10 protein-coding genes are annotated in these 17361 nt (G+C 63.4%); 5 read left to right on the top strand and 5 right to left on the bottom strand.

Annotated features, from left to right (window positions below; all coding sequences use genetic code 11):
* Positions 1-110 precede the first annotated feature (110 nt).
* Complete coding sequence (locus EXY20_RS04065; RefSeq protein ID WP_167858971.1) at positions 111-4709, top strand: CBM96 family carbohydrate-binding protein; 4599 nt, start codon at positions 111-113, stop codon at positions 4707-4709.
* 83 nt (positions 4710-4792) lie between these two features.
* Positions 4793-6667 (top strand): S-layer homology domain-containing protein, encoded by a 1875-nt coding sequence (locus EXY20_RS04060; protein WP_135547940.1) that lies wholly within the window; start codon positions 4793-4795, stop codon positions 6665-6667.
* Between the two features lie 722 nt (positions 6668-7389).
* Here the strand turns inward: EXY20_RS04060 and EXY20_RS04055 are convergent.
* From EXY20_RS04055 to EXY20_RS04040, 4 genes are all read right to left on the bottom strand, one after another.
* Positions 7390-8238 carry a pentapeptide repeat-containing protein gene (locus EXY20_RS04055; RefSeq protein WP_135548429.1) on the bottom strand — a complete coding sequence of 283 codons (849 nt, stop codon included), beginning with the start codon at positions 8236-8238 and terminating at the stop codon, positions 7390-7392.
* A 52-nt stretch (positions 8239-8290) separates the two neighbouring features.
* A complete protein-coding gene (locus EXY20_RS04050) occupies positions 8291-9202 on the bottom strand; it encodes a helix-turn-helix transcriptional regulator (protein ID WP_135547938.1) in 912 nt (303 codons plus the stop codon).
* A 43-nt stretch (positions 9203-9245) separates the two neighbouring features.
* The gene (locus EXY20_RS04045) at positions 9246-9935 is read right to left on the bottom strand and encodes a class I SAM-dependent methyltransferase (protein WP_135547936.1); all 690 of its coding nucleotides are present in this window, start codon (positions 9933-9935) and stop codon (positions 9246-9248) included.
* An 87-nt stretch (positions 9936-10022) separates the two neighbouring features.
* Positions 10023-11036, bottom strand: a complete 1014-nt coding sequence (locus EXY20_RS04040; RefSeq protein WP_135547934.1) for a MerR family transcriptional regulator — start codon at positions 11034-11036, stop codon at positions 10023-10025.
* Between the two features lie 172 nt (positions 11037-11208).
* On the opposite strand from EXY20_RS04040, the gene EXY20_RS04035 reads away from it, so the two are divergent.
* Positions 11209-13716: a glycoside hydrolase family 38 N-terminal domain-containing protein gene (locus tag EXY20_RS04035; protein WP_135547932.1), complete on the top strand. Its 2508-nt coding sequence runs from the start codon at positions 11209-11211 to the stop codon at positions 13714-13716.
* Between the two features lie 54 nt (positions 13717-13770).
* Here EXY20_RS04035 and EXY20_RS04030 read toward each other — a convergent pair whose 3' ends face one another.
* A complete protein-coding gene (locus tag EXY20_RS04030; protein ID WP_135547930.1) occupies positions 13771-14679 on the bottom strand; it encodes a LysR family transcriptional regulator in 909 nt (302 codons plus the stop codon).
* A 108-nt stretch (positions 14680-14787) separates the two neighbouring features.
* Here EXY20_RS04030 and aroA point away from each other — a divergent pair, with 108 nt between their 5' ends.
* Both aroA and aroC read left to right on the top strand, forming a co-directional pair.
* Positions 14788-16149, top strand: coding sequence for a 3-phosphoshikimate 1-carboxyvinyltransferase (gene aroA / locus EXY20_RS04025; RefSeq protein ID WP_135547928.1), 1362 nt, complete (start codon positions 14788-14790; stop codon positions 16147-16149).
* Between the two features lie 16 nt (positions 16150-16165).
* On the top strand, positions 16166-17224 hold the full coding sequence (gene aroC / locus EXY20_RS04020) for a chorismate synthase (protein ID WP_135547926.1): 1059 nt from the start codon (positions 16166-16168) through the stop codon (positions 17222-17224).
* Positions 17225-17361: the final 137 nt, after the last annotated feature.

Here is a 17361-nt window from a genome sequence, read left to right as displayed (position 1 = left end):
AAAACGCAGGATTTCACGATCTTTGCAATACCTTTCCGCACGGCGAATATGCCAAGATGATGCTGCCCGGCCAAGCGCCGGGCAACTTGCGACAGAAAGGGCGGAACGAGATGGAAACGGTTACAGGTCAGGCGGCTCCAAGAGCCCGTACGGGAACGGGGCAAACCGGCGGCGGGCCGGGAGCGGCAAAGAGGATGCGGCGCGCGGCGGGCATGGGGCCGGACGGCGGTCGCGGAAGCGGAAGCAAGGGCAGGCGCCGGGCATGGCTGGCGGTAATGCTGATCGCTGCGATGGCCATTTTTAATTTGGCGAGCGTGTTGCCGACGGCGAATCGCGCTTACGCGGCCGTTCAGGCCGAATATTACGTGTCGCCGACGGGAAACGACGCCAATGCAGGCACGCTGGCCGCTCCGTTCGCCACGATCCAGAAGGCGCGGGACGTCATTCGCGCGACCAAGGGCACGATGAGCGGCGATATCGTCGTGTACCTGCGAGGCGGGCAGTACGATCAGAGCGCCACGCTTGTTTTTGACGAGCGCGATTCGGGCAACAACGGCCACGACATTTATTACCGGAACTATGCGAACGAGGAGCCGGTCATCAACGGCGGCCAGCGCATCACCGGCTGGACCGCGGATTCCGGCAGCATCTACAAGGCGTATGTCGGCACCGACTGGAAATTCCAGACGCTGACCGAAAACAACGTGCGCAGCGTCAAGGCGCGATTCCCGAACACGGGCTACCTGAAGGTGGAGTCCAAGGTGGCCGGATCGGCCAAAACGAAGTTCGTGTACAAGGCCGGCGACTTGCCTGCCGGCTTCGAATTCAGCCATGCGCAGGCGTACGTCTGGTCGGGCACCAGCTTCAAGCAATCGACGGTTCCGATTGCCGGCGTCGACGAAACGACGCTCACGATTACGCTGGCGAACGAAACCGCATACGAAGTGGAGCCGAACAACCGCTATTTCCTCCAGGGCTCCAAAGCTTTCCTCGATGCGCCGGGCGAATTTTATCTGGACGAGGCGAGCGGGTATTTGTATTACTGGCCGAAGGCGCTGCCGATCGCCGATCAGGTGATTACCGCGCCGCGCACGACCCGCGTGCTCGGACTGGTCGGATCGTCGCGCGCAACGCCCGTATCCCATCTGCAATTCGAAGGGCTGACCTTCAACCTGTCCGATTTTACCGACTATTTGCCGTATGACGTTTCTTCCGCGCTGGAAGGGCTCATCTTCATGGAGAACGCCGAATACAATGCGATCCGGTTCTGCAAGGTGCTTAACGCCGGCTTCAGCGGCATTCACCTGAACAACTATGCCCAGCACAATACGATTTACGGCAACTGGGTCCGCGGCAGCGGTTATTTCGGCATCCGGGTCAAAAGCAAGGACGTCAGCGAGGAGTCGTTTCCGAGCATCGCCGCGTCTTATATCAGCAAGTTCAATACGATTTCGAACAACCTCGTCGAGGACGGCGGCCAACTGGTCGGGCACAGCTCGGCCATCGTGCTCAACTCCAGCGGAGACAATGAAATTACGCACAACATGGTGCGCAACTTCCCGTTCGGCGGCATCGAAGTGACCGGCAACACGTACCGGTACCTGAAATCGCTGATCGCAAGCAGCACGGTCGTCAACGGCACGCTGATTACGGAAGAAAACCACCTGGATTTCGTTAACGCCAAAAACAACCTGATCCAGTACAACGACGTTTCCGATCTGTTCCACGACGGCCAGGACGGCGGGATGATTTATACCTGGGGAACGGGCCCCGGCAACGTGATCGATCACAACGTCATGCACGACAGCGTGGGCGGCTTCTCGGGCACGGACGTCGGCATTTATCTCGACGCCAGCTCGAACAACGTCACGATCACCAACAACGTCATTCATCACAACACGAACATGAATTTGAGCAACGGGTTTTATCCGTTCCTGCTCAAAGGGCCGAATCACGTCGTGTCCAACAACATCGTGGCCGACAACTATGCGTCGCGCGACATGGTCATCTCCGACGATTCCGTCGGCGACGGCATGGAGACGACGCGCGATATGGCGATTACGAACAATATTTTCGCATCGGCGATCGGCAGCAACATTTACCGCTTCTATCCGCAGTTTTACAACACGAGCTATTATACGGTCGGCAATGTCGACAACAATGTGTTCCACCATCAGAACAACGTGTACAACGTCGAAAGCATTCCGGGCAACGATACGCTTGCCAACTGGAAAACGCTGGACGGCAACAAGTACGACCAGCATTCGCTCACGGCCGATCCGCTGTTCGTCAATCCGGCGGGCTACGACTATATGGTGAGCTCCGGATCGCCGGCGCTGGCGCTCGGCTTCGTCAACATCGACGTGTCGACGGTCGGCCTGAAGGCGGATTTCCCGTTCGTTTATACGCCGAATCCGACACCGACGCCGACGGCAACGCCATCGGCAACCCCAACGCCGACGCCGACGGCAACGCCAACCGCAACGCCCACGGCGACTCCTACGGCGACGCCGTCTCCGACTCCGGCGGGAACGGCCGGGCCGGCGACGACGATCCGCGTCGCTGCGACCGCCGATGCTTATGTGGCGGACGGAAGCAACGCGACGGCCAATTACGGCGCCAGCGAAGAACTGCTCGTATCGGCGGGCGGCGCCGGCGCGAACAAAGCGGCTTATTTGAAATTTGATCTGCGCCAGGGAACCGGCTCGTCCGTCAATGTTGACGCAATCGTCGGCGATACGGCCCATTGGCAAAAAACAAGCGGGTCCGTGCTTGACACCGTCTACGGTTCGCTGACGTTGTCCGGCCCTCAGGCGACCGCCTGGTATTACGGGCAAAAGTACGGCAATGACTCGTTTGCGCTCAACCTGACGACGGACCTGGATGCGGCAGGCGCCTGGCCTTCTTTCGTGCTGCGGGCCAAAGATCCGTTGACGGAAGGGCCGTGGCGCAACAACTATTTGGTCGTGCTGCATGCGGATGCGATCGAAATCCAGGGCAACAACGATGCGGGCGACACTGCTTTTGCCCATACGGTGAACTTTGACTTGTCCGGCAGCGGAACGAAGCAGGTGAGCTTGAGCGCGGTCAATACGGCGGCCGGCGTCGTCATCCGCGTATGGGTGAACGGCCAACTGGCGGCCGAATATACCGATGCGAGCAACCTGGTGCCGGGCGACGGCTACTTCGGCCTGATGGCGTGGGCCAGCCCGATGACGATTGCCGCCGCCAACGCGGATATCGACGGGTTGATTAGCGATACCGCCCATTGGGAGAAGTCGGACGGCGCCGTGCTGAATGCGGCGAACGGCAGTCTGCAGCTGACCGGCACGCAAGGCAGCGCCTGGTATTACGGGCACAAATATTTGCAGCAGACGTTTGCCGTCAACCTGACGACGGACGCGGGTGCGGCGAGCGCCTGGCCGGCGTTCGTGCTGCGGGCCAAGGATCCGAAGACGCAAGGGCCGTGGCGCAACAATTACCTCGTCATTCTGCAGGAAGGCAAAATAGAAATTCAAGGCAACAACGATGCCGGCGATACCGCCTTCTCCCAGGTGACGAACGTTGACTTGTCCGGCAGCGCGACGCGGCGCGTCTCCCTGAGCGCCGTCAACACGGCGGCGGGCGTGCTTATCCGCGTGTGGCTGGACGGCCAGCTAGCCGCCTCTTATGTGGATGCGAGCAATCTGGTGCCGGGCGACGGCTACTTCGGCCTGATGGCCTGGAACAGCCCGATGACGATCGCCAAAGAAAGCCCGCGCATCGGCAGCGCGAAGCTGCGCGTATACGGCTCCGCCGCCGGCGCGGCAATGGCTTACGCGTTCGGCGTGGACGACAACAGCTGGCAGGAGCCGGCGATTACCGGCAGCAACGCTCCGGCCGCCGGCCCGAACGCGCTCAGCGGCGCGATTGTGGACGTTACGCCGAAGTACGTCGATTTCGACGTCACCGGCTACGTGCAGGGCAAGGCGTTGACCGATTCGATCGTGTCCCTGGCGCTGAAAGGCAAAACCGGCGAGAACAAAACGGTGCAGTTCGCCAGCAAGGAGTCGGCCCATAAGCCGGAGCTGCTGATCTCCTCCGAGCCGGCGCCAGCGGGACCGGCAACGCTTGCGCTCGAAGCGGATCAGGCGCTTGTCCGGGCCGGCCAGCCGGTCGTCCTGACCGTGCAAGCCCGCGCCGCCGTCAACCTGAAAGGCTTCGATCTCGGCATTTCCTACGATCCGGCGCGGTTCGCGCTGACGAATGTCGCGCTGGACGACGAATTTGCGACAGCCGGGGAAACCGCCGGCGCGGGCTATGTCGATTATGACGACGACAGCGCAGGCGGCCACGTCCGGGTGATCGGCGCCGTGCTCGGCAGCGGCGCAAGGAACGGCGATCTGAAGCTGCTGCGGCTGACGTTCGCGGCCCGCGCCGATGTCGACGCGAAAACAAGCTTCGCGATTGCCGCCCAGTCGAAGCTGAGCGACAGCAACGGCGCGATCGGCGCTACGTCGGCGGACGTGCCGAAGGAAGTAGTCGTCGCCAATGCCGATCTCAATCATGACCACGCCATCAACATCGCCGATTTGATCGCAGTGGCGGCACAGTTCATGCTCACGTCGGCCGATGCGGGCTACGTGCCGCAGTGCGATATGAACAAGGACGGCATCGTCAATCTGTTCGATATCGTGTACGTAGGCAAACTGATTCTGCACGCCGGATAGAAGGCATGCGGGAAAGCGCCTGTCCGTTTGCTTTTTGGCGCGGGCGGGCGCTTTTTTACAACATAGGAAGGTGGATGAAGCCGATGAAACAAGCTTTGGCGACGCTGCTGGTCCCGGTTCTGCTCCTGTGCGCGCTGGGGGCCGCATTCGGCGCGCCGGCGCCTGCCCGGGCCGCGTCCGGCAACCGGATCGACCTTGCTGCCGGACCGGGCAGCGCGGAGGAAGGCGGCACGTTTAAAGCAACCGTGCGCGGAACGCAAGCGACCGACCTGTATGCGCTGCAATATACGCTCGAATATGACGAAACCGAGCTGCAACTGGTCGGCATCGCCTACAAGAACGGCTACGCGCAGAGCGCAGCGCATGAAGCAAAATCGGGCCATCTCGTTCGCAACACCTACGCCCTGTTGAACAATACGATCACCGGGGCGGTCAAGGCGTCGCTCGATATCGCCGAAATGACATTCCAGGCGCTGAAGCCGGGCAGCGCCGCCATAACGCTGGAAGGGTTGCTGGCGTACGACTCGTCCTCGGGCAACATGGACACGATCAACGAAAATACGCGCGCCCAGGCGACGATTACGATCGTGGCCCGGCAAACGCCGGAGACGCCGACACCGACACCGACATCGACGCCGACGCCTGCCGTTACGCCGACGCCAACGCCGAACGTCTCGCCGACGCCGATCGTTTCGGCTACGCCAAGCGTGAAGCCAAGCGCAACGCCTTCGGTCTCGCCGACGCCGACGGATTCGCCAACACCGTCCGTCTCGCCGATGCCGGTGGCGGTAACGCCGGTCGTATCGGCGGACGGCACGGCGGTGGGCGCCATTTCGCGGCAAGCTTACGACGAAGCCCGGCAGCATGCGACGAAGGACGCCAAGGGCAACACTGTCGTCTCCTTCCGTCTGGACGAGGCGCCCGGCGCCAAAGCGTATGCGCCCCAATTGCCGACGTCCGTTTTCGCATCCGGCAGCAGCAAGGAAAAGGTGCAGATCGAAACACCGATGGGCAGCTTGAGCTTGCCGGGCGACATGTTCAAAAAGAACGATCTCGCCGGAGCCGCGAATGTCGCCGTTTCGATCGCGCTGGTCGACGCGGACGACGTTACCGATCCGAAGCTGAAGAACAAAATCGGCGACCGGCCGGTCGTCGAGCTGAACGTATCGGCGGACGGCGAGGCGGTCAAATGGAACAACCCGAAAGCGCCGGTGACGGTGTCCGTCCGTTATACGCCGACTGCGGCGGAGATGAACGATCCCGACTTCGGCACGGACTTTATTGCGATCTGGTACATCGACGGCAAAGGCAAATCGGTCAAAGTGCCGAACGCCAGGTACGACGCAGAGACGGGCGCCATCGTGTTTACGACGACCCACTTCAGCAAGTATGCGGTCGCTTACGAGCATGCGACGTTCGGCGATCTCGGCGACACGCCTTGGGCGCAAGCGGCCGTCGAGGCGCTCGCCTCCAAAGGAGCGATGGAAGGGACGGCGGAAGGCATGTTCCGTCCGGCGGCGAACATTACGCGGGCCGATTTTGTCGGGGCGCTTGTGCTGGCCCTCGGGTTGTCCGCGGAGGAGGACGCCAACTTCGCCGACATCCCGGCCGATCGGCCGTATGCCGCCGAAATCGGCATCGCCAAACAACTGGGCGTCAGCCAGGGCATCGGCGACAACCGGTTCGCTCCGGACAGCGAACTGTCGCGGCAGGACATGATGGTGCTGACGGCGCGGGCGATGCGGCTGGCGGGGATGCTGGACGCAGCCGGCGACACGGCCGATCTTGCCGGTTTCTTCGACCGCGGCGACGTGGCCGATTATGCGGTCGAGAGCATCGCCGCCCTGGTGCGCGGCGGTGTTATTGAGGGCGAGGGCGACGGCGTGCTGAATCCGCTCGGACCGGTTACCCGCGCGGCTGCTGCGGCGGCGGTGTATCGGACGGCGGGAGCGCGATAGAAGTAGGAGGGGGAAGTAACACGATGACAACGCGGAAGACAATATCGAAACGAATAGGTAGTAGTCGGAGGTTGTTGGTGAGGTGGCAGGAAGAAAGTAGTAGTCGGAGGTAGCAGGCAAGGTGGCAGGCAGAAGGCAGCAGGTGAAGATAGCGGGCAGACGGCAGCAGGCGAGGTGGCAGGCGGAGGTAGCGGGCAGGAGGCAGGAGGTAGCAGGCGAGGTGACAGGTTGGAAAGTAATAGTCGGAGGTTGCTGGCGAGGTGGCAGGCAGAAGGCAGCAGGTGAAGGTAGCGGGCAGACGGTTGAGGAGGAGAGACGTCAAGGTGTCGGGGTCCGCCGGGAATGCGTCCTTTTGAATCCGGCTATGTTCGGAGGCTGGCGATTAACGGTTCCTGCCTGCTCAAGGCACCGTTTGGTCCGCTCAAGTAAGGTGATCATTGGAAATAGGCCATGTTTTATGGCCTATTTCGGAAAAAACGGGTGATTGTAACGAAATAGCCAGTGATTTCACTGGCTATTCGGCCAAAATGCCAGAGTTCGGGTCGATTTGGCGCGAATAGGCCATGATTTCACTGGATATTTGGGATGATAAGGGTGAAATGGGGCAAATAGGCCACTTTTTATGGGCTATTTTGGATGAGACGGCTGAAGAGGGGGCAAACGGCGGGCCGGATACCTTCCCTGGCGGGATGGCGTCCGGCCCGTTTCGTCGTTCATCGGCGTCAGCTCAGAGGCCAATGCGCCGGCCGGTCCAGGCCCGGCGGCAGCCTGGTGGCGGCGTCGCCGCGCGCCCCGTGCAGCTGCATCGGCGTCAGGAAGAGGCTTGCGCTCAGGTCGGCGCCGCCCAGGTCGGCGTCGCGGCAATCGGCGCCGATCAGATCGGCGCCGCGCAGATCCGCGCCGCGCAAGTCGGCGGCGATCAAATACGCGCCGCGCAGGTTGGCGCCCTGCAGGTCCGCGCCGCGCAGCTTCGCGCCGACCAGATCGGCGCCTCGCGCGAAGGACCGCCGCCGCCCGGGGCGGGAGAGCGGCCGCTGCCGCGCTTCCGCGCGAACAAGCTCGCTCGCTTGCAGCAGCAGCTCGTTGACGCCGGCCCGGTGCGCCGCAACGTCCAGCGCCTGCAGTGCTGCGGCGTCCATAAGGGCGAGCCGCTCCGTTTCGGCGAACGCGTCGGCGAGCTGCGCATGGATCGTTTGCGCTTGCCGCAGCGTCATCGCTTCGGCTATATACCACAGCAGCTCATGCAAGTGCCGTACCGCCGGGAAAACGTCAAACATGGCGGCGGCTGCTTCCGGCGCCTCGCGCCAGCTGCGGCCGCCGTAGGTCGACTGCGACACCCGCTGCCCCGCGCCGAAGCAGTCGTAAACGGTGCAGCCGCGAAAGCCTTGCTCCCGCAAGCCGGCATGAATGCCGCAGCGAAAATCCGCCAACAAATTCGGGCAGGGCTTCCCGGCCGCTTTATCGATCGCGAAGTCGGCCGAGCGCGCGAACGGCAGCGCCGCGCAGCAGAGCCCGAAGCAGCGGGCGCAGTCGGCCCGCAGGCCGGAGCGGTCGTACGGTTGCGGATTCATCGGTTGGTTGTTCTCCTTTTCATGGCTCATGGCGGCCGCCGCCTCGCTTCCGTCAGCGCTCCCGCGCCGCCCCTTCGCGGTAGTCGCGCGGGCTGACGCCTGTCAGGCGCTTGAAGATGCGGCTGAAATAAAATTCGCTGGCAAATCCGGCCACTTGCGCCACTTCGCGTATCGGTTTGTCGGTGCGCTCCAGCAGCTCGCGGGAGCGTTCGAGCCGGATGCTCGTCAGCCGGTCGACAATGGTGCCGCCCGTCAATTGCTTGTATTTGCGCGCCAGATGCCCGTAGCTCATGTGCAGCGATGCGGCCAGCTCGTGCACGTTGCATTTCAGGCCCGGCCGGTCGTTTAGATAAAGCTCGATTTTGCGCAGCAGCGCCGCGTCGGAATGGCTGCCGGCGGCGGGGGCGCGCTGCTCGGGCGGCTGCCGCACGGCGGCCAGCGCAAGCAGGAAGTCGGCAAAAGCGAGCTGCAGCCGCAGCGGCGAGTGCCCGGCTGCGGCGCCGGCGAACAGGCCCAGGACCAGCCGGCCGAGCCCGTGTTCGTCGCGCAAGCAGCCGGGCGGCCAATCTTTGAGCGAGTTAAGCGTCGCGAATGCGCTGAACCCGCCGGGGGCGGCTCGCTCGCCGCTCTCCCGAACCGGCCTTACCATCCAGCGCAGGTAAATGCCGGAGTGCGGGTGCACCGGGTCGTAACGGTGCTCATGCTCCATGCCGGGCGGAATGACGAAAAAGTCGCCGGCCTTCGCTTCCTCCAGCGGCCCGCCGAAGAAACCGGTGCGCATCGCGCCTTCGCAGACGAAATTGCTTTCGTACCACGTGTGCGAATGCGGCGGACAGCTTCGGGTGCCGAGCGGGTGTTCCACGTTGACTTCGATAATGTCGACCAGCGCGTCGCCGATCGTTATGCTGCCGCAAACCGCGCTCTGCAGCTGCGGCCCGCTTTGCCGGACTTCGTGCATCGACATGGATGGCGCTCCTCCCGGGGCAAAATTTCATACCCGCAACGCGTTACGAAACGGTGAACCACCATACGCCGGCGCACTCCGGCAGCGTCCGCCACCCGCGGGAAACGATCTGCGCTGCGATGGCGTCGCCGAAAAAAAATCCGGCCAGCTCCGCCGCCTGCGCAGCGTCGTCAAACGTATAGTCGGTGCGAATCCAGCGGTGGCGGCAGCCGTAGTCGCGCTCCAGCGCCGCGTAATAACCGGTTAAAAACGGAGGCGGACTTGGCGTCTCAACCCCGGTGCCCAGCGTTTCAAAAATGATCGCCGTGCCGCCGGGACGCAGCACGCGCCCGATTTCGCCCATCGTGGCCGCAAGATTGCGTTCCCAATCGGCTTCGCCCGAGCCCGCCGTATAGCTGATGCTCCAGCCGGATACGAGCAGATCGGCGCTGCCGTCGTCCAGCGGAATGGCCCGGTTGTCGGCGACGACCGTCGACCAGTTGCGCCGGGGGAGCCGCTTCAGCCTGGCTTCGGCAACCTCCAGCATGGCGGCGGAAGCGTCCGTGGCGACGATGGATCGTGCCACGCCGGCGAGCGGAACGGTCAATCTTCCCGTCCCGGCCCCCAGGTCAATGATGTCTTTGCCGGCCGGGTCGCAGATGGAGCGGATCTCCGCGAGCAAGTCCGGCTGTCTGACAATCAGCGCGTCGTACCTTTCCGCTTCGTGCCGATAAATGTGGTGATGATTGGGCATGTTTTTCCCTCCATGACGGTTTTCGTTTGCCTGACCAAACGTACACCGTCACGCCGCGTGAAGGTCAATCCCCTCTTTGGCACGATTTTACCGGATCGGCACCGCGTAAACAATGTGCAGCAGGCCGGACAAACGCTGCCATTTGGCCACGTAGCCGGCGTCCTCCAGCCAGTCCGCGAGCAGCGACAGCGGCGGAATGAAGCCTTCGTGCGGGCTTTCGCCACCTGCAAGCGGCTCGTCTTCTTCCCCGAGCATAAAGTCGGCGATGCAGATGCGCCCGCGCGGCCCCAGCACCCGGCGTATTTCCGCCAGCGCCAGCAGCTTCTGCCCGTCCGTCAGATGGTGCAGGGCGAAGCTGGAGACGGCAAAGTCGAATTGACCGTCCAGATAAGGAATCGCCATCGCGTTGCCCAGCTTCGTTTCCAGCTGCGGGAACTTCTCCCGGCACTTGGTCAGCATTTCGCGCGACTGGTCGATCGCCGCCATCTTGCAGCCGCCCGCCGCAAAACGGCCGGCCAAATTGCCGGTTCCCGTGCCGATATCGAGCCCGATTTCGTCCTCGTGCGGCCGGGTCCAGCGATGGATCGTATCGAGCGTCGCTTCATAGTGCGGGTACGGCCCGGTCGCGGCCGCCGTTTCCACGTCGTGGGAGGAAGCCCGGCGGTCGAAATCCCACACGTCCTTCCAGCTGCTCCGCGTTTCCCGCAAACGCTTCAGCCCGTCCGCCAGCGCGTGAAGCCGCTCGAGCGGCAATGTCCGCTCCCGTCGCGCCGCGTCGATCATGGCTTCCGTCGTTTTCAGCTGCTCCTTGTATTCCAGCCAGGCCGCGAACAGGTGGGCGCGCTGGATTTCCAAATACCGCAGCAGTTCGCCGTCGTCGCCGGCCCCTTCTCCGTTTCCGAGCGCCCGCCTGATTTCTTCCACGCCGAGTCCGATTTCCCGCAGCGCGATGACGGTTTGCAGCCGCCACAGCTCCCGCTCCGTGTAGATGCGGTACGAATTGGCCTCGCCCCGCTGCGGGGACAACAGCCCTTTTTCCTCGTAAAAGCGGATCGTCCGCTTCGAAACGTTCAGCCGTTTGGCCGCTTCGTTGATATTCATGCCGTTCCACCGCCTCCCCCTATTGTAAACAGTAACGCGGCGTGAATGTAAGCCCCATGTTATTTTCGTGCAAAATGTTGCGATTCCCCTGCATGTACTTCCCGCCCGTTGCGCTCCACAATGAAGGGGATTCGCGAGGAAGGCATCCGACAATGGAAAGGCGGTTTGTTTGATGGGCAGAAAGCTGCATTTGCTTTGCAACGCGCACCTGGATCCGGTCTGGCAGTGGGAATGGGAAGAAGGAGCGGCGGCGGCGATTTCGACGTTCCGGGCGGCGGCCGATTTTTGCGAGGAATATGAAGGGTTCGTGTTCAACCACAACGAGGCGCTGCTGTACCGCTGGGTGGAGGAGTACGAGCCGGCCTTGTTCGCGCGCATTCAGCGGCTTGTGCGGGAAGGGCGCTGGCACATGATGGGCGGCTGGTATTTGCAGCCGGATTGCAACATGCCGTCGGGCGAATCGATCGTCAGGCACATTGTGCTCGGCCGGGCGTATTTCCGCGACAAATTCGGCGCCGAACCGACGACGACGATCAATTTCGATTCGTTCGGCCATTCGCGCGGCCTGGTGCAAATCATGGCGAAGGCCGGCTTCGATTCGTATATTTTTCTTCGCCCGGAAGGGCGATTGGCCGGCCCCGCCCGGGAATTCGCCTGGGTCGGCTTCGACGGCTCGAAGGTGACAGCGTATCAAATAGCCGGCGGCTACAACACGCTGCTGGGAGCGGCGCACAAGAAGGTGGAGAAATGGCTGCAGGAGCATCCGGACAAGGAGCTCGGGCTGCTGCTCTGGGGCGTTGGCAACCACGGCGGCGGGCCGTCGCGTCTCGATCTCGACCGGATCGGCAAGCTGATCGCGGAGACCGGGGATGTCGAGATTGCGCATTCGACGCCGGAGCGGTATTTCGCCGAGCTGGCGGCGAAGGGCGGCAATTCGCTGCCGGAGCATGCGGACGACCTCAACCCGCGGTTCGTCGGCTGCTACACCTCGATGATTCGTGTGAAGATGAAGCACCGCCAGTTGGAGAACGAGCTCTTCATGACGGAAAAAATGGCGGCGGCCGCGTCCATGCAGCGGTTAATGGTTTATCCGCAGGTGGAGCTGCGAGAGGCGACGCACGATTTGATGCTGGGGGAGTTCCACGACATTTTGCCCGGATCGTCGATTCAGCCGGCGGAGGAAGCTTCGCTGCGGCTGCTCGATCACGGTTTGGAGGCGGTGGCGCGGGTGAAGGCGCGGGCGTTTTTTGCCTTGGCGGCGGGCCAGCCGAAAGCCGGCGACGGCGAGTATCCGATTCTTGTCTACAACCCGCATCCGTTCCCGGTGCGCGGCGCGTTCGAATGCGAATTCATGCTGGCGGACCAGAACTGGGAGGAGCAGTTCTCGAATCCGGTCGTATACCGGGACGGTGTCCGGCTGCCTTCGCAAGCGGAAAAAGAGCACAGCAACCTGAACCTCGACTGGCGCAAGCGCGTCGTGTTCGAAGCGGAGCTTGCGCCGTCGGCGATGAACCGGTTCGATTGCCGCATCGAGGTGCTGCCGGAAAAACCGCAGGCGCGCCTCGCCAAGCGGGACGGCAAGCTGCGTTTCCGCAATGAGTCGGGGCTGGAGGTTGAGCTCAATGCGGCGACGGGGTTGATCGACGGGTACGCGGTGAACGGCGTGTCGTATTTGCAGCCGGACGCGGGAGCGTTCCAACCGCTGGTCGTGGCCGACAACGAAGATTCGTGGCGGATGGATACCGACCGGTTCGGCCCGATTATCGGCCGATTCGCGTTGATGTCCCCGGCTCGGGCGGCGGCGTTCTCCGGCTTGCGCGGCAAGCGGCCGCCGGCCGTGCGCGTGATCGAGGACGGGGATGTGCGCACCGTGGTCGAGGCGCTGCTTGCCTACGGCGACTCGGCGGCGGTCGTCACCTACAAGCTGCCGAAGCGGGGGACCGAGCTCGAAGTGCAGGTGCGTCTGTTCTGGAACGAAAAAGACAAGATGGCCAAGCTGTCGATTCCGACGCTGGTCATGGGGGACGGTTCGCGTTATTGGGGCCAGACGGCGTACGGGGTGCAGCGGCTGCCGGCGGACGGCGCGGAGGCGGTCGCGCAGAAGTGGACCGCGCTTGCGGCGGAAGGGCAGGACGGAGCGGTCGGAATGGCGGTGACGCTCATCAACGACGGCGTGTACGGCTCCGACTGCGCGGACGGCGTCATGCGGCCGACGCTCATCCGCAGTCCCGGTTACTGCGCGCATCCGATTCGCAACCGGCCGATCATGCGGCAGGACCGGTTCTCGCCGCGTATCGACCAAGGGGAGCGGTTGTACACGTTCTGGTTGAACGGCGGTTCGGCCGGGGAGCGGCTTGCCGCCGTAGATCGCGAGGCGCTGGCAAAAGGGGAGCGGCCTTATGCGTTGTCGTTTTTCCCGCAGGGCGGCGGCGAGCGGCCGCAAGCTGCCGTAGAGCTCGACGACGGCGTCGTACAGCTGACGGCGCTGAAGCTGGCGGAGCGCGGCGACGCGTACGTGCTGCGTTTGTTCGAGCCGACCGGCGAGGCGCGCGGCACAACGGTCCGCGTGCCGGCGCTCGGGCTCGAGCAGCGCGTGGAGCTGGGCGGATTCGAGATCCGCACATTGCTGCTCGACACGGAGGCCCGGACGCTGCGCGAAGGCGGGCTGCTGGAGCGGTAGCGGCGCTACAGAAGCCGGAACAGCGGCTTACAAGTGCCGGAACGGAACAGCGGCTTACAAATGCCGGAACAGCTGCACGAATTGCTGCGCTGCCGCGGACAACGATCGGCCTTGCCTGACGGCGAGGCCGATTGTTTGCGGCGGGAGCGGATCGCGCAGGGCAAGCTCGAACAGCTTGCCGCTGCGCAGCTCCTCCTCTGTGAAGACGCGGCTGACGAACGCCGCGCCGTATCCCGTTCGCGCGAATTCGAGCAGCAGATCGACGCTGCCGAGCTCGATGTCCGGCTTCACCGCGACGCCCTTCGCCGCGAACCACGCTTCGATGAACTGCCGGGTGCTGCTGCCGGGCGACAGCAGGATGAGCGGCAGCGCCGCAAGCGCGCCGGCGGTCAGCGGCTGCGGCTGCTGTGCCAGCTCGCGATACGCTTCGCCGACAACCACGCAGGTCGCCCATTCGGCGATCGGCAGCACGTCAAGCTGCGCATCGTCCAGCGGCATATGGACAACGGCGCAATCGATGGCGCCCTCGCGCAGGCGCTGCGCCAGCTCTGGCGTTTTGCCGTGCGACAGCCGGATGCGGATGCCCGGGTATTCCCGGTGAAACGCGTTCAACTGTGGCAGCAGCAGCTGTTTGATCAGCGAATCGCTCGCTCCGATGCGCAGTTCCCCCTCGTTCAGCTGCTTCAGGTTGTGCAGATGTTTGCTTGCGGTTTCCAGCGCCGCAAACGACAGCTCGACATAGCCGTGCAGCGCCTTCCCTTCCTCCGTCAGCTCCACTCCCTTCGGCAGCCGGTGAAACAGCTTGACGCCGAACGTTTCCTCCAGTTGCTTGATCGCGTAACTTACCGACGGCTGCGTAAGATGCAGCTCCTGGGCGGCCCGGGTCAAATTGCCGCATCGCGCCGTATGCAGAAACACCCGGTACGTTTCCAGATTGGTTGGATTTGTTTTTGCGTTGGCCACAGGTATAGATCACCTCTATGTCAGAATGCGAATATTCCAATTTCATTTATTTCAATACGCTCATTATAATCGGGATAAACGATTCATGGCAAAAGGAGTGTTGGAGGCATGTCCAATCAGTCCACGCATCAACCGGACCGGCAAGCCCGGTCCCCGTGGTCGCTTTATAACGAGAAGCAGGCAGTCGTTGTTGGTCCGCCGGCAGCGGCAATCGAAGCGACAATCCGCGTCCCCGGCAGTAAAAGCATGACCAGCCGCGCCTTGTTAATGGCCGCCTTGGCGGAAGGGGAAAGCGAGCTGGGTGGCGTCTTGCGCAGCGACGATTCGTACTGGTGCATCGAGGCGCTGCGCCGGCTCGGCGTCGAAGTTGCGCAGGGCGGGGAACGGGCCGTCGTATCGGGCTGCGGCGGCAAATGGCCGAACCGCGCGGGAGCGATCTTTTTGGGCGCTTCGGGGATCTTGGCCCGCTTCTTGCCCGCGGTGCTGGCGGTTAGCGCCGGCGAGTGGGAGCTGGCGGGGAGCCGGCGGCTGAGCGAAAGGCCGCTTGCGCCGCTGCTCGCAGCGCTGACGGAGCTCGGCGCCCGGTTCGATTACGGGCAGGAGGAGCGCAGGTTGCCGTTTACGCTGCGTGCGAACGGATTGGCCGGCGGCCGCTTGGAGCTGCCCGGCTCCGTTTCGAGCCAGTTCATCAGCGGGCTGCTGCTCGCTGCGCCTTACGCCGCGAGCCCGGTAACGATCGGCGTCGCGGGCGAAGTCGTACAGCGTGACTACGTTGGCATCACGCTTGCGATGATGGCTTCGTTCGGCGCAACGCCGGAAGTGTCGCCGGACGGGCGAACGATCGTTGTGCCCGTCGGCGCTTACCGTGCGCAGTCGCTTCGGCTGGAGCCGGACGTATCGACATGCGGCTACTTCTGGGCATTGGCGGCGCTGACGGCCGGTCGCGTTCGCATCGAAGGGCTCGACGCCCGGCGCACGAGCCAGCCCGACGCGGAGGTGCTGCAAGCCTTGCAGCGTATGGGCTGCGAGGTTGCGTGCGGTGCGGATTTTGCCGAGGTGCGGGGGGCAAGCCGGCTGCGGGGCGGCTTCACGCTCAGCATGCGGCGCTGGTCGGACCAGACGCTGACGATGGCGGCGTTGGCTGTTTTTGCCGACGGGCCGATCACGCTGACCGGTGCCGCCCATATTCGCGAGCATGAGTGCGACCGGATTGCGGCGATGTGCGCGGAGCTGCGCAAGCTTGGAATCCGGGTGGACGAGCGCGAGGACGGCATGACCGTTTACCCCGGTCAGCCGCAGCCGGCGCCGCTCGATTCGCATGACGATCACCGGATGGCGATGGCGTTGTCGTTGATCGGATCTCGCGTGCCGGGCATCACGATTGCCGACCCGGGCTGCGTGTCCAAAACGTGCCCGGACTATTGGGACCGGCTGGCGGCACTCGGAGTGGACGTTCGGTGGATCGACTGAGAAGGAGGCGTTGACGATGGCAGGAGGAAATGCATTTGGCGAAAGCTTCCGCATCGCCACATTCGGCGAATCGCACGGCGCGGCGATCGGTGTCATTGTGGACGGCGTGACGCCCGGCGTCGAAATCGACGAAGCGTACATTCAGGTTCAGATGGACCGGAGAAAGCCCGGGCAGTCGTCCGTTACTTCTCCCCGCAAGGAGTATGATGTCGTTCATATTATGTCGGGGGTGTTCGAAGGGCGCACGACCGGAACGCCGTTGTTTCTGATGCTGCACAATCACGATATGCAGCCGCAGGCGTACGACGGGATCCGGAGCGCGTTTCGCCCGGGCCATGCGGATTATACGTATTGGCAAAAATACGGCCATCGCGACCATCGGGGCAGCGGCCGCGCTTCGGGAAGGGAGACGGCGGCGCGGGTGGCCGGCGGCGCCGTGGCGCGCAAGCTGCTGGAGCGCCGTGGCGTGCAGGTGCTGGCGTATACGCGTCAAGTCGGCGACATTGTGTGCCGGACGTTCGACGAAGCCGCCATCGAAGGCAATGCCGTACGCGCTTGCGATGCCGATGCGGCGGCCGAGATGGTGCGCCTGATCGAGCGGCTGGCCCGGCTTGGCGACAGCTGCGGCGGCATCGTCGAATGCCGCGTCCGCGGCGTGGCTCCCGGGCTCGGCGAGCCCGTGTTCGACAAGCTCGACGCCGAGCTGGCCAAGGCGATGCTGTCGATCGGCGCGGTGAAGGGCATCGAGTTCGGAGCCGGCTTCGCGGCGGCGTCGATGCGCGGCAGCGAGCATAACGACGAGATGGACAGCGGCGGGTTTCGCAGCAATCATGCGGGCGGCATTCTCGGGGGAATCAGCACGGGGCAGGAGATTGTGTTTCGCGTATGCGTGAAACCGACGTCGTCGATTTCGTTGCCGCAGCGGACGATGACGGAGGACGGGGAGGAGCGGGAAATCCGCACCGAAGGCAGGCACGACCCGTGCATTTGCCCGCGCATCGTGCCGGTAGTCGAGGCGATGGTTTGTTTGGTGCTGGAAGATCACTACAAACGGCTCGCGGCGATGTTGGGGTAGCGATCGGGTGCCGGTGCCACTCATTTTGTATGATTTTTCGACTATATGCGCATCTCCCTGTACTTTCGCGAAGATATGCGCCGTGAGTGACTGGCTCTTTGAAGGGTTATTTGCGACGACGACGACTATTTCCGTAC

This window comes from Paenibacillus cymbidii, assembly GCF_004764705.1.
Classification (GTDB): Bacteria; Bacillota; Bacilli; order Paenibacillales; family NBRC-103111; genus Paenibacillus_AN; species Paenibacillus_AN cymbidii.
The sequence above is the reverse complement of the archived record's forward strand: the minus strand, read 5'-3'. Positions and strand labels throughout refer to the sequence as shown.